The sequence below is a fragment of the Alkalimonas collagenimarina genome (genome assembly GCF_030717845.1).
GTDB classification, from domain to species: domain Bacteria; phylum Pseudomonadota; class Gammaproteobacteria; order Enterobacterales; family Alteromonadaceae; genus Alkalimonas; species Alkalimonas collagenimarina.
In genome coordinates, this window is record NZ_JAUZVZ010000028.1 from 19793 (window position 1) to 33010 (window position 13218).

At 47.4% G+C, this 13218-nt stretch carries 15 protein-coding genes; 10 read left to right on the plus strand and 5 right to left on the minus strand.

Going from position 1 to position 13218, the window contains the following annotated elements:
• The first annotated feature begins 218 nt into the window (after nt 1–218).
• Nucleotides 219–401, plus strand: coding sequence for a ribosome modulation factor (gene rmf, locus Q3O60_RS15610; RefSeq protein ID WP_305894863.1), 183 nt, complete (start codon nt 219–221; stop codon nt 399–401).
• Nucleotides 402–507: 106 nt separating this feature from the next.
• On the opposite strand, the gene fabA is transcribed toward rmf, so the two are convergent.
• The gene (gene fabA, locus Q3O60_RS15615; protein ID WP_305894864.1) at nt 508–1020 is read right to left on the minus strand and encodes a bifunctional 3-hydroxydecanoyl-ACP dehydratase/trans-2-decenoyl-ACP isomerase; all 513 of its coding nucleotides are present in this window, start codon (nt 1018–1020) and stop codon (nt 508–510) included.
• A 145-nt stretch (nt 1021–1165) separates the two neighbouring features.
• On the opposite strand from fabA, the gene Q3O60_RS15620 reads away from it, so the two are divergent.
• The 3 genes from Q3O60_RS15620 to Q3O60_RS15630 all read left to right on the plus strand — a co-directional run bounded on the left by Q3O60_RS15620 (nt 1166) and on the right by Q3O60_RS15630 (nt 3196).
• On the plus strand, nt 1166–1423 hold the full coding sequence (locus Q3O60_RS15620) for a hypothetical protein (protein WP_305894865.1): 258 nt from the start codon (nt 1166–1168) through the stop codon (nt 1421–1423).
• An 86-nt stretch (nt 1424–1509) separates the two neighbouring features.
• On the plus strand, nt 1510–2367 hold the full coding sequence (locus Q3O60_RS15625; RefSeq protein WP_305894866.1) for a 6-carboxytetrahydropterin synthase: 858 nt from the start codon (nt 1510–1512) through the stop codon (nt 2365–2367).
• Nucleotides 2330–3196: a M23 family metallopeptidase gene (locus tag Q3O60_RS15630; protein WP_369812681.1), complete on the plus strand. Its 867-nt coding sequence runs from the start codon at nt 2330–2332 to the stop codon at nt 3194–3196. The genes Q3O60_RS15625 and Q3O60_RS15630 overlap by 38 nt, the downstream gene beginning before the upstream one ends.
• Before the next feature lies 1 nt (nt 3197).
• On the opposite strand, the gene Q3O60_RS15635 is transcribed toward Q3O60_RS15630, so the two are convergent.
• Complete coding sequence (locus Q3O60_RS15635; RefSeq protein WP_305894867.1) at nt 3198–5006, minus strand: M61 family metallopeptidase; 1809 nt, start codon at nt 5004–5006, stop codon at nt 3198–3200.
• Between the two features lie 59 nt (nt 5007–5065).
• Here Q3O60_RS15635 and hinT point away from each other — a divergent pair, with 59 nt between their 5' ends.
• From hinT to Q3O60_RS15660, 5 genes are all read left to right on the plus strand, one after another.
• A complete protein-coding gene (gene hinT / locus Q3O60_RS15640; protein ID WP_305894868.1) occupies nt 5066–5413 on the plus strand; it encodes a purine nucleoside phosphoramidase in 348 nt (115 codons plus the stop codon).
• Nucleotides 5414–5561: 148 nt separating this feature from the next.
• Entirely contained in the window at nt 5562–5972 is a 411-nt protein-coding gene (locus Q3O60_RS15645) for an acyl-CoA thioesterase (protein ID WP_305894869.1), read from the plus strand.
• A 120-nt stretch (nt 5973–6092) separates the two neighbouring features.
• Nucleotides 6093–6575: an Mpo1 family 2-hydroxy fatty acid dioxygenase gene (locus Q3O60_RS15650; protein ID WP_305894870.1), complete on the plus strand. Its 483-nt coding sequence runs from the start codon at nt 6093–6095 to the stop codon at nt 6573–6575.
• Nucleotides 6576–6660: 85 nt separating this feature from the next.
• Nucleotides 6661–7740: a sensor histidine kinase gene (locus Q3O60_RS15655; protein WP_305894871.1), complete on the plus strand. Its 1080-nt coding sequence runs from the start codon at nt 6661–6663 to the stop codon at nt 7738–7740.
• Between the two features lie 3 nt (nt 7741–7743).
• A complete protein-coding gene (locus Q3O60_RS15660) occupies nt 7744–8562 on the plus strand; it encodes a LytR/AlgR family response regulator transcription factor (protein WP_305894872.1) in 819 nt (272 codons plus the stop codon).
• Here Q3O60_RS15660 and Q3O60_RS15665 read toward each other — a convergent pair.
• Nucleotides 8552–9547 (minus strand): ATP-dependent 6-phosphofructokinase, encoded by a 996-nt coding sequence (locus Q3O60_RS15665; protein ID WP_305894873.1) that lies wholly within the window; start codon nt 9545–9547, stop codon nt 8552–8554. The genes Q3O60_RS15660 and Q3O60_RS15665 overlap by 11 nt on opposite strands.
• 241 nt (nt 9548–9788) lie before the next feature.
• Here Q3O60_RS15665 and Q3O60_RS15670 point away from each other — a divergent pair, with 241 nt between their 5' ends.
• Nucleotides 9789–10754, plus strand: a complete 966-nt coding sequence (locus Q3O60_RS15670) for a DMT family transporter (protein ID WP_305894874.1) — start codon at nt 9789–9791, stop codon at nt 10752–10754.
• Between the two features lie 14 nt (nt 10755–10768).
• On the opposite strand, the gene pyk is transcribed toward Q3O60_RS15670, so the two are convergent.
• Nucleotides 10769–12205 (minus strand): pyruvate kinase, encoded by a 1437-nt coding sequence (gene pyk, locus Q3O60_RS15675; protein ID WP_305894875.1) that lies wholly within the window; start codon nt 12203–12205, stop codon nt 10769–10771.
• Between the two features lie 115 nt (nt 12206–12320).
• Nucleotides 12321–13178 (minus strand): MurR/RpiR family transcriptional regulator, encoded by an 858-nt coding sequence (locus tag Q3O60_RS15680; protein ID WP_305894876.1) that lies wholly within the window; start codon nt 13176–13178, stop codon nt 12321–12323.
• Nucleotides 13179–13218: the final 40 nt, after the last annotated feature.

Genomic DNA, 13218 nt, shown 5'->3' on the forward strand with positions numbered 1-13218 from the left:
CTGCAACTTGCATTCCGTTTTCGGCCTCTATTTGATGCAAAAAATGAGTAGATTCTTTTTTCTGTAATTCTTCTGTCACATCAGCCTGTTAGTGGTGATAGGGGAAATAACCATTAAAATACAGTTGAACCTTTGCAGGATCTCCCCTATCTATTAATGGCGGACTGAATAAATTTATTCAGTGTTGTCATCAAAAAATGATTGAGGAAGACTGCCGTATGAAAAGACAAAAACGTGATCGTCTTGAGCGTGCTCATGCACAAGGTTATCGGGCTGGTGTCACTGGCCGTTCTAAAGAAATTTGTCCCTATCAAAATCTCGATATTCGCTCCCAGTGGTTAGGAGGCTGGCGTGAAGCCATGGAAGACCGTGGTGGTGGCCTCTTTAATAAGGCAATGTAAGTCAAACCAAATCGTTTCATAGAGAAACAAGCCCCGTAAACGGGGCTTGTTGCGTTAAAAACTGCGTTAAAAGCGGATTTCTTTCAGTAGCTGAAACTTCGAAGCACTAGAAGCTGCTGGTATCGGTAAATAAGCCTACTTTTAAATCTTTTGCAGTATAAATTTCCCGTCCATCGACACTGACCGAGCCATCACCAATGCCCATATAAAGTTTGCGCTTGATGACCCGTTTCATGTTGATGCGGTAGGTCACTTTTTTAGCGGTGGGTAAGATCTGGCCAGTAAACTTCACTTCACCTACACCCAAAGCCCGACCTTTACCAGGCCCGCCACAACAGCCTAAAAAGAAGCCTACCAGTTGCCACATCGCATCCAGACCTAAACAGCCAGGCATGACCGGGTCGCCTTGAAAATGGCAAGCAAAAAACCAAAGTTCTGGTGTGATATCAAGCTCAGCGATAATCTCGCCTTTACCGAACTCGCCACCTTCCTCAGAAATATGTAAAATGCGATCCATCATCAGCATCTGATCGATAGGGAGTTGGCTGTTGCCTGGTCCAAATAACTCACCACGGCCGCAGGCGATTAAATCTTCTTTTGTAAAGCTATTCTTCATCATGTATGTTGAATCCATTTATACGACTATCACTATTTTCTCTGGGGGAGCTTAGCGAACAGTTGTACGCCAAGCAAGTCCGATTAGTGAAAAACACGAGAATTTCAGCCATGTATTCTACCATTGCAGCAGGTTCAAGAGGTGCCGGATGAATGATCACGACAAACAAGCACTCAGCAATGCCGAAAAACAACGCCGCTATCGAGAGCGTCAAAAAGAAGCCGGCAAAAAGGAATTGCGGGGCTACTTAACGGCCGAAGCGATGGCTTGCTATCAGGACATTCAGGACAAAACCGATTGGAATGATAGCACCATTGTCAGCAATGCCATTCGACTGATGTATGCGGCGCATAAGTGTGGTCAGGTTGGTTTGCTAAACGCATGGTTACGCGAACACGACCGCTAAACAAATCAATTGACTCTTACAGTCGTATGTCTTGTCCTTTATAATGCTATTGAACCGAGCAATTTTACTGAGCAAAGCAGGCAGCTATGATTTTATTTGTACGCGATCTAACGGTCATCGATTTTTCTTATTTATGTGCTGAGCGTGGTTTGTTGGGTGAAAGCCTGATTGTCGATGTTGAGCTACACGGTGATCTGGATGAGACCTCGATGGTGTTTGATTTTGGTCTGGTGAAAAAAGTCATCAAGCAGGCCATCGATCAAAGCATTGATCACGCACTGGCTATTCCGGTGCAGTATGCTGGTTGCCAATTAGTTGAAGCAAGCGATCATTTAGCGGTGCACTTCAGCAGTGAGCGTGGGATGATCCAAGTGGCGGCGCCGCACAGTGCTTTTGCGCAATTGCAGGCTGAACAAATCAACATCGACTCTATTGATGCTTATTTACAACAGCAATTGCAAGGACGTCTGCCGGACAATGTACAAGCCATTCATTTTACCTTGCGTCCGGAGCAGAGTCAGGGCTTCTATTACCATTACAGTCATGGATTAAAGAAACACGATGGCAATTGCCAACGCATCGCGCATGGCCATCGCTCCACCATTCAGATCTACCAGGATGGCATGCTATCACCACGTTTAAATAAGTTATGGGCTGAACGTTGGCAAGATATTTATTTGGTCACTGCCGAAGATCGGTGCCAGCCTGATCAGCTGCAATGGTTAACTGCCACAGAGTCGTCACTGTGTTCACAGTATCAAGCACAGCAAGGGCATTTTGAGATCAGCTTGCCTGCTGAGCACTGCGAAACGATCCCTTGCGATACCACGGTGGAATGCCTGGCTGATTATATTGCGACTGAATTAAAACAATTAGATCCTGCACATCAATACAAGGTGGTTGCTTATGAAGGGGTGGGTAAAGGCGCTATTGCTAGCGCTTAGTGTTCTTGCAGCACCAAGCTATAGCGCAAGCGATAGCCCAAGTACGAGCGAGCAAGCCATTATGGATGCCGGCATCGAGCTGTTCGGGACGCTGACACAAGGTAGCTTGATCCGAGGTAGAGCAACTGCCGGTAGTCAGATTTGGTTTAATGATCAACCACTATCCGTTGCACCAGACGGCCAGTTTGTCTTTGGTATTGGTCGCGATGCCGATTTGGAGCATCAGCTTAAGGTAAAGAGCGCTGCCGGCAAAAAAACCGTGCCGCTGCAATTTACCGCCCGCAGCTATGATATTCAATACGTTGAAGGGGTAGCACAGCGTTATGTATCGCCTCCCGCTGAGGTGCTGGCACGTATTCGTCAAGACAGTGTCGACGTTCGTCAAGCTCGTAGCGTGCAATCAGAGTTAACTTACGCGTTTGCACAACCGGTCTGGCCTGCTTATGGTCGCATCAGCGGTGTCTACGGTAGCCAGCGCGTCTTTAACGGGGAGCCAAGAAATCCTCACTTTGGTCTGGATATCGCTGCACCAACCGGCTCTCCGGTATACGCGCCATTGCCCGGGGTGGTGACCTTGGTGAAAGACTTGTATTACTCTGGCTTGACCATCATTCTTGATCACGGCTACGGCGTCAGTTCGACCTTAATGCACCTGGATGCATTTCATGTCGAGCTTGGCGACAAGGTCGGGCAGGGCCAGCTGGTTGCCGATATGGGAGCAACGGGCCGGGTGACTGGCCCGCATCTGGATTGGCGCATCAACTGGTACCAGGAGCGGCTCGACCCGGCTTTACTGATGCCAGAAGACGCACCGCCAGCTCAACCCTGATTTAATGGGTACTGCGCTGCCGGCAAGGACGCCATTGCTCAAAGCGCTGTGTATCCGATACAGTTAACTGAGCGACCTGAGCCGGAGCTTGCACCAGAGTTATCGGGCGTTCCAGACAGCGGTCACGTCGAAAGCACAGTAGAGATAGTGTTTCTTGTTGCGGCAAGCGCTGCAACAACTCTGAGATGCTGTCGCTGCTGACCCGGTAACCCGCAATTGCCAACAACTCATCGCCCACCATCAAACCAGCTTGATGCGCCGGCCCACCGTGGTAAACCGCTGTGAGGGTCAGTCCGGCACTGCTGGCTTTGTATTGTGCACCTAACCAAGCGCCGTTATATGTTTCTTGCTTGCCATCGACATCATCCGGTTTGGTGACCGGACGGGTGCTAAGCTCCAAACCAAGTAACGGCACTAAATCAGCCAATGGGATATCAATGGCTTGCTCAGTCCAGGATGTGACTAGTGCGCTTAGGTCAAACAGTTGCCATTGTTGCAAAATGCTTTGCACCGCCTGATCGGGTGTACCTGTCTCTTTATACTGCTGCCACATTTTTTGCATCAATTGCACTAAAGAATACCCTTGCTGATGCAAGGCTGCATCTAAGGCGAGTGCGACCAAGGCCCCTTTAGCGTAGTAACTGCTGATCGCATTGACCGCGTTCTCATCTTGCTTATAGAACTTAGTCCAGGCATCAAAGCTACTATCTGTCAGGGCTTGCACGGTATTACTTGGGTTACGCGTGACTCTGGTGATGGTTGTTTCGAGTGTTTTTAAGTAAGCGTCCTCGTCGATTAAGCCACTGCTGAACAAAGCTTGATCATCAAAGTAGGACGTAAAGCCTTCATAGATCCACAATTGGCGACTGTACTGCTCGGCTGCCAGTTGATAGGGATGAAAATCTGCCGGTTTTAACCGCTTGACCCACCAGGTATGCAGATACTCATGGCTGCATAGGCTCAAAAAGGTTTGGTAGTCTTTCGAAATAGTGTTGGGGGTATCTGGCGCACTCAATTGCGGAGCTGGTAAGTCGTAACGACTGCACAGCAGTAAGGTAGAAGCGCAGTGCTCCAGGCCACCAAAACCGGAGTCGGTCACCCAGCATAAAAACCAGTATTCGGTTAGATCCGTTGGCAAGCCATCGAAGATTTGCCGTTGTTGCAAGCAAATACGCTCCAGATCTGCCGTTATTCTCGCTTGGTCGGTTAGGTTGTTGCCACTAATGACCAGATAATGTGCCCTCTTATCCACTTCAAACTCTGTCAGGGTGAATACACCGAGCAGGATAGGGCTATCAATAAGTTGTGAGTAATTCTCTGCCTGATAATCACCAAAACCAAGCGGTTTTGTCGAAGCAAGGCGAGGTAGAGCGGTGGCAACGCGCCATGCTTGAGCCTCGTTAGCGCTGGGTGCTACCAGCGTGAGTTGGTGCGGCTGTTGCTCATAACCAAGCACCGAGAAGCAGAGACAAGCAGGATTTAGGATCGCTACTTCATCATCGATATACGCGGCCCTGACTGAGCGATCGAAAGCGTAAACGGTATAAGTTAGCTGGACAGTTTTCCCACTATGCTGCAGTTGCCAACGTTGCTTATCTAGTTTATGCAGCGGCAAAGTACCAGCTGTATCGGAAGCGGCTATACTGACAATATTACGGGCAAAGTCACGGATCATATAACTGCCGGGGATCCATGCCGGTAAGCAAAATTGCAACGGTTCGGCTGATGTGGGCGTCACGGTTAATTTGATTTCAATAAGATGCGCGGCCAGATCGATGCACCGAAGCTGGTATTGGATTGCTGCCTTCATATATACTGAAGCCTCTTTCAATTAGTCTCTAACCTATTGTATCACGAGAAGGAAACATAATGGCTGAGGAAACAATTTTCAGTAAAATCGTGCGTCGTGAAATCCCTGCAGACATCCTGTATCAAGATGAACTGGTGACGGCATTTCGTGACATTAATCCACGTGCGCCTACGCATATTCTGATTATTCCAAATACACTTATCCCGACAGTCAATGATGTAACCGCAGAGCACGAAGCGGCATTGGGGCGGTTATTTACTGTTGCCCGCAAACTAGCTGCAGAGCAGGGGATTTCAGACAATGGTTATCGCTTGATTGTGAACTGCAATCAGCATGGGGGCCAGGAGGTTTACCATATCCATATGCACCTTGTCGGTGGCCATGCGCTTGGGCCTATGCTGAGTTAATTATGCTGGCGTAAAAGCCCACAAGGTCAGACATTGTATTCTGTGTTTCACTGCGATTGTGTTTCAACAGTGATGCAGTACAATGCGCGCCCGCTTTAGTTCGTTTTACTTGGGTAAACACAGCCTGAGGTTGATATTGGAAGACACCATGGATCAAGATGCATTAATCGCCAAACGCATGCAACATGCCATTACCCGAGTGACCCGGACTGTATTTCCCGGCCGAACCAATCACCACAATACCTTGTTTGGTGGTGAAGCCTTAGCATGGATGGATGAGGCGGCTTTTATTGCCGCGACGCGCTTTTGCCGTAAACCCTTGGTCACGGTATCGTCGGACCGTGTCGATTTTAAAGAGTCTATTCCGGCAGGAACTCTGGTTGAACTGGTTGCGAAAGTGGATCACGTTGGTCGAACCAGTATCAAGGTACAGGTGGATATCTTTTTAGAACATATGTACGAGGACGATCAACATAAAGCCATTTCAGGTAGTTTTACCTTTGTGGCCCTTGGCCCGGACCGCAAACCAGTGCCGGTATTGGCAGGTTTTACCGAATAAGGTGCAGCCAGGAGGGGCGCATAGCGTCCCTTACTGTTTGAAGAGTATTCAAGCTGTTCACTTGACTTTGTTAACAAAATAGCTAATCTGGTTCTACCAGTTATCGTTTATCGGTGTTTCATGAAGTCAGCTCAACAGTGGTTTGATGACTACGCGATCAGTCATCAGAACCCAGTGAATAAGCTCATTCATTGGATCGCGGTTCCTCTGATCTATGCCTGTGTATTTGGGCTGTTATGGTCTATCCCTATGCCCTTTGCTGGCCTGGCTGAGAATAGTATCAACTGGGCGATGCTGGTGTGTTTGCCTGTGCTGATTTTTTATTTCAGTTTATCTTTTTCCCTTGGTGCTGGCATGACCTTGGTGACCGCTCTGGTATTTACACTGCTACGTTGGCATGAACTTCATATAGAGTGGGGCCTGTGGCTTAGTAGCTTGGTGGTGTTTGTTCTTATGTGGGTGTTGCAGTTTATTGGTCATCATATTGAAGGTAAAAAACCTTCTTTTTTTCAGGATCTATGTTTTTTATTGATAGGACCAGCCTGGTTACTGAGCTTTATTTTGCAAGCGGTTGGTATCCGCTATCAGAAGCGATGCGACTAATGTCGGCTCTGACAAGTCCAAGCGGTATTCACTCTCGCTGTGCTCAGGTATAATTTAGCAATGATGTTGTAAATCGGCTTTTATTTTGTTCAAAAACATAGACGACCATAATCAGCAGTTTTGGATCCTACATACGTTAGGTTGGATCGGCTTTGCGGTGGTGCATTATTTGGGCTCATTAGTTCATGAAATGCGCGATGCGTATCTGATGGTGGTTGCGCTTGATGCTTATGTCGGCTGGTTGCTGACCATTCCATTACGCTACATTTACCAACGAACCTGGTCATGGCATCCGGTAAAAATGGTGCTGACCGTTCTGTTGCTTGCAACGCTGGTCGCCGTGCTTTGGACCATCGTGAAAAACTACAGTTATTGGGAAATCTATCGGCATGGTTTTCAGCCAAAAAACCTCAGTTGGTTGCAGCAATACCTGCGTCAAACACCGGTTTCTTTCTATGTGATTCTTAGCTGGAGCGGCATGTATTTTGGCATCAAATACTACCAAACCTTACAGCGGGAAAAACAAAAACTACTGACCGCGACCAATAGGGCGCATGAGGCTCAACTTAAGATGTTGCGCTATCAGCTCAATCCACATTTTTTATTCAATACACTCAATGCAATTTCAACTCTGGTGCTGACCAACGAGAACAATACCGCTGAAAAGATGGTGACACGGTTAAGTGACTTCTTACGCTACTCATTGTATAAAGATCCGATTAAAAAAGTACCTCTGCAGCAAGAAATCAGTGCTGCCCGGTTGTATCTTGAAATTGAAAAGGTCCGCTTTTCTGAGCGTCTTAAAGTTCACTTTGAAATTTCTGAAGATGCTAGTCAGGCCTTGGTGCCGAGTTTAATTTTGCAACCATTAATTGAAAATGCCATTAAGTATGCGGTTGCAACTCAGATTGATGGCGGGCATATTGCTATTTCGGCAAAAAAATTCGGTCATGACTTATTGCTGGAAGTAGCTGATAATGGCCCGGGTGTTCCTTTGGATGATGGTTTGCCTAAATCTGAGCACAGTGGTGTTGGGCTGGTCAATACCAGAGAGCGTTTAGCTGCTTTGTACGATAATAATTTTTCTTTGGTGCTTACGCACAACGACCCGCAGGGTTTGAAAGTCAATATACGCCTGCCCTATGAACTTGAAGCGACGGAATAAATAATGCTTAAGGTATTAGTAATTGATGACGAGCCGCTGGCCCGTAAAGGGATGCTTTTTCGGCTTGGTAGTTTTCCCGAACTAAACGTTGTGGCTGAGTGCGGCAATGGCAAAGAAGCTCTGGAGGCTATTCAGCAGCATCAACCAGACTTGATTTTCCTTGATGTGGAAATGCCAGGTATGGATGGATTTGCCGTGCTCGAGCAACTGAAACAACTTAACTTTACCTTGCCGTATGTTATTTTTGTTACCGCTTATGATCATTACGCGCTGGCCGCCTTTGATGTCAATGCAATTGACTATGTCTTAAAGCCAGTTGAGGCAGAACGCTTGGCCGCGGCAGTGAACAAGGCCATGCAAGCGATAGGCAGTAAAGATGATCAAAAACACAAAAGCCAATTGGCTGAAGTGGTGTCCCGCTTAACTGGCGATGCACCTGAAACCATACTTGAGCGGCTGGATAAATCGGAACCGGTGGTTGATTCTCGCTTTCCTGAAGCCATCAGTATTAAAGACAGTGGTGAAATTACACGGGTGCCGGTTATTGAAATTGATTGGGTGGATGCCGCTGGTGATTACATGTGCATTCATACCAAAGATGGGCAAACCCATATTTTACGTAAAACCATGAAAGAGCTTGAACAGGAGCTCGATCCCCGGTTGTTTGTTCGGGTGCATCGCTCAGCCATTGTCAATGTGCATACCATCGTTAAACTTCAAATGCTGCCCAATGGCGAGCATCAACTGGTACTTAGCAACCAACAAACGATCAAAGTGAGCCGTAGCTACAAAGATCGAGTCAAGCAGGTCTTTAATCATTAGCTACTTGCTGTTGCCAGTTTAGCAGATAAGGATCGATGTTTTTCTTACCCTCACCGGTTAGCTCCAGAGGAAATAAACCAGCCTGATGATTGACTTCACCGGCCATCATCAGGTGAGCTCCTTGCATCAGTTGCTCAACCGCATAGGCACCTAGCTTGGTGGCTAAAATTCTATCCGCACCTACAGGCGAGCCTCCTCGTTGAATATGGCCTAAAACACAAGCCCGGCATTCAATACCGATAGCTTCGCTCAAGTCTGCTGCTAAGGCGGTACTGCCACCGGGGTAACAATGCTCTGCCATCACAATGATGTAACTACTTTTGCCTTTAATGAGCTGTGCATGCTGTATAGGACGAATGACTGAATCGAGCTGGCCCTTTTTCAGCAAACCAAGTTCCGGGCAAATAATTTGTTCCGCACCACAGGCGATACCTGCTGATAAAGCGATAAAACCACTGTGTCGTCCCATCAATTCAACCAAAAAAATGCGCTCAAAGGCATCGGCGGTATCACGGATTTTATCAATGGCATCCAGGGCGGTATCAATAGCAGTGGCATAACCGATGGTTGCATCCGTTCCATCTACATCGTTATCGATAGTGCCGGGCAAGCCAATGAGTTGTCCTTTATAAAATGGTGCTATCGCCATGGCTCCGCGGAAGCTGCCATCACCACCAATCACCAGTAATGCATCAAGCTGCAATTGATGCAAGGTACCGGCCGCTGTTCGTGCGCCATCCTCCGTATGCAATGCCGGACAACGGGCGCTTTTTAAAATGGTACCGCCAAGTTGAATAATGTGCTGGACATGATATGGCAACAGCGTTCTGTGCTCTCCATCAATCAAGCCATTGAAGCCATGCGAAAAGCCGACCACTTCAATTTCTTTAGCAGCTGCTGTTAATACAACAGAGCGAATACAGGCATTCATACCAGGCGCATCACCACCTGAGGTTAGTACACCGATACGTTTAATGGTCGACATGCAAGACTCCGTTTTTTTATCGATTGTGTTTTGTACACCATAGTACCTGAGTGTAGCAAATAGCCACTATGATCAAATTGATCCTGCTCAAGTAGAGTTGAGTACAAAGGAACGAAAGCAGAAGACTTTGTCACCAAAATCGGTGAAAATACGCAGGCTTTCATCTTGGTACTGCGACGCTAAAGCGTCGGCTTGCTTTAACCATATTCTCTCACAGCACGAGCTATCGGAACGACTAACTATGCATCAAGCCTCCGGCCGTACTTTACTCGGCTTCTCTCTGGCATTAACCACCGCTGTGCTATGGGGCATACTGCCTCTTGCCTTGAAGATACTGCTTGAGTTAATGACGGCAAGTACGTTAACCGCTATACGGTTTTTAGTTGCGGCCGTCATGGTGGGAGGATGGTTGTGGTGGCGCAAACAATTGCCCAATTTGCGACTGTTAAGTCGGCAGGGCATGCTGCTGTTGCTGATTGCTATTATAGGCTTGTTGGCCAACTATCTGATGTACATGTCTGGTTTGGCCTACCTGACCGCAGAGACGGGGCAGTTGCTGATACAATTGGCCCCATTTTTAATGATGATTGGTGGTGTCTGGTTATTTAAAGAACGTTTACTGTTTTGGCAGAAAGTCGGTGCTTTCATTCTGGTGAGCGGTTTATTGTTGTTTTTTAATGATCGTTTAGTGAGTCTATTGCTTGAGGTATCTGACGAGAGCTTAGGAGTGCTACTGATCATTGGGGCTGGCATTACCTGGGCGGCCTATGCTTTGGCGCAAAAGCAGTTGTTGGTGCATTACAGTTCCAAGCAAATTATGTATGTGATCTACGTGGCTGGCATGATTGCATTTATCCCAGTTTCAGATTTCTCCCCGTTGTTTCACCTTTCAGGCTGGCACTGGTTGTTTTTACTGTTTTGCTGCTTAAATACGGTGATTGCTTACGGTGCCTTTGCTGAAGCTTTGCACCATTGGGAGGCATCGAAGGTTAGTGCTGTGCTGGCGATCACACCACTGGTAACCATTGTTTTGGCGAATTTACTCGCTTGGTTTAACCCTGACTGGTTGACACCAGAGCCGTTGAATCTTCTGGCTTGGCTTGGTGCTTTGATGGTGGTTGCTGGCTCTATGACCACAGCCTTATCGCCTCTTTGGGTCAGCTACACAGCAAAACGCCGCAGTGCAAAGCTGCGGCGTTTTGAATAATCAAAGAATGTAATTTATTTCACTTGAACTACTTTGCAGGTATTGGAGGCGCCAATGGTCTCCATTTGATCACCATGAGTCAGGATAACTAAATCACCGCTCTTCAACTCGGCTGCTTTTGCAATGCATTGAATGGCAGCATGTGACAGCTCAGTTGGTGCAATCGCCCTGGTATCAAAAAAGGCTGGGTAAACGCCACGGTACAGTGCCATTTTGTTCAATGTTTTTTGGTGACGTGATAACGCAAAAATAGGCAGTGTCGAAGTGATGCGTGACATCAGCTTGGCGGTATAGCCCGATTCGGTCAGGGCAATGATGGCTTTGACACCCGGTAAGTGGTTAGCGGCATACATGGCCGACATCGCAACCGCTTCACTTACTTCCGTAAAGGTTTCATCCATGCGGTGCTTGGACACTTTGACGCTCGGATGTTTTTCGGCACCGATACAAACGCGAGCCATGGCATCGACGGTTTCTGTTGGGTAATCTCCAGCGGCCGTTTCAGCTGAAAGCATTACGGCATCGGTGCCATCAAGCACAGCGTTGGCAACATCCATGACTTCAGCTCGTGTCGGCATTGGGCTTTCAATCATCGACTCCATCATCTGAGTGGCCGTGATCACGATGCGGTTTAACTGGCGGCTGCGGGCAATAATTCGCTTTTGCTGACCTACCAACTCAGCATCGCCAATCTCAACGCCGAGATCGCCACGAGCGACCATCACAGCATCAGAAGCAATGATGATATCATCGAGCGTGGCGTCATCAGCTACCGCTTCAGCTCGCTCAACCTTCGCCATAATACGGGCTTCTGAGCCTGCTGCCTTGGCGAGTTCTCGGGCCAGACGTAAATCATCACCACAACGAGGAAAAGAAACCGCCAGATAATCCACATCCAGCTCTGCTGCTAATTGAATATCCAGCTTATCTTTTTCCGTTAGGGCAGGGGCAGATAAACCACCGCCTTGGCGATTGATACCTTTATTGTTGCTAAGCTTGCCTGCAACCGTCACTTTGGTGTGAACCTGGCTGCCTTCGACTGAGGTAACTTGCAGCTGGATACGTCCGTCATCCAACAGCAAGACATCACCGGTTGAAACATCATCAGGCAGCTCTTTGTAGTCAATCCCAACCTGAGTTTCATTACCTGCACCTTTCGGCAGGGTCGCGTCCAGAGTAAAGGCTTGACCATGTTTTAAAATAACGGAGTTATTGATGAAGGTTGATACCCGGATTTTTGGACCTTGCAAATCACCAAGAATAGCTACATGTGTGTTGGTTGTGGCGGCGGCAGCTCGCACCATTTGAGCGCGTTGTCGGTGATCGTCGGCAGTACCATGAGAGAAGTTGAAGCGGAATACACTGGCACCTTTTCGAATCAATTGCTCAATGGCATCCTGAGTATTGGTTGCTGGGCCGAGTGTCGCGACAATTTTGGTTCTTCTTGACATGGAGTGCTCCTGAATACGACATAATAATAGTAGTTGTAGTGTAATGTAATTTTATTACAGAATACAGACAGTGGCAGAAAATAAATAACAACCAGCCTGAGCTGGTTGAGGGTCATTAAGCAGGGTTATCTTTTTTCTCAAAGCGGGAACCGCGTAAGCTGTCTTTAACTTTCTTCAGGTTCTCCCTGAATTTAGAGCCCCGGCGAAGTGTAAAGCCAGTGGCTAATATATCGATTAACACCAACTGCGCGACCCGAGACGCCATCGGCATGTACATATCGGTATCTTCAGGCACATCAAGCGATAATACTAGGGTGCATTCACGCGCCAGTGGGCTGTCATAGGCTGTTACACCAATCACCGTGGCATCATTTTCACGTGCTATTGAGGCAATATCACAAAGGTTTTTTGTCCGTCCGGTATGGCTAATACAGACCACGACATCGCCTTCGGCGCTATTAATGGCAGACATACGTTGCATAACGATATCATCAAAACAAACGACTGGAACATTAAAGCGGAAAAACTTATTCTGTGCATCATGAGCCACTGAAGCAGAAGCGCCAAGACCAAAAAAGGAGATTTTCTTTGCCTGAGTTAATACGTCAACCGCTCGATTAATGGTATTGATATCAACATTATGCCGCGCTGAATCCAGTGCTGCCATGGTGGACTCAAAGATTTTCGCCGTGTAGGCTTCAGGGCCATCTTCTTCTTCAACATGACGGTTGACATAAGGGGTACCATTGGCAAGGCTTTGTGCCAAATGTAGTTTAAAATCAGGGAATCCTTTGGTATCCAAACGGCGGCAAAAGCGGTTAACCGTTGGTTCGCTCACATCAGCCATTTTTGCCAGAGCAGCTATACTACTATGAATCGTGGTTTGTGGATTAGCCAAGATAACTTCAGCCACTTTTCGTTCTGATTTGCTAAAGTTAGTGACACTATTGACTATTTTCTCGAGTACATTCATCCCAAACTTCCTGATTGATTCGGCACGGCATCGTATTAAA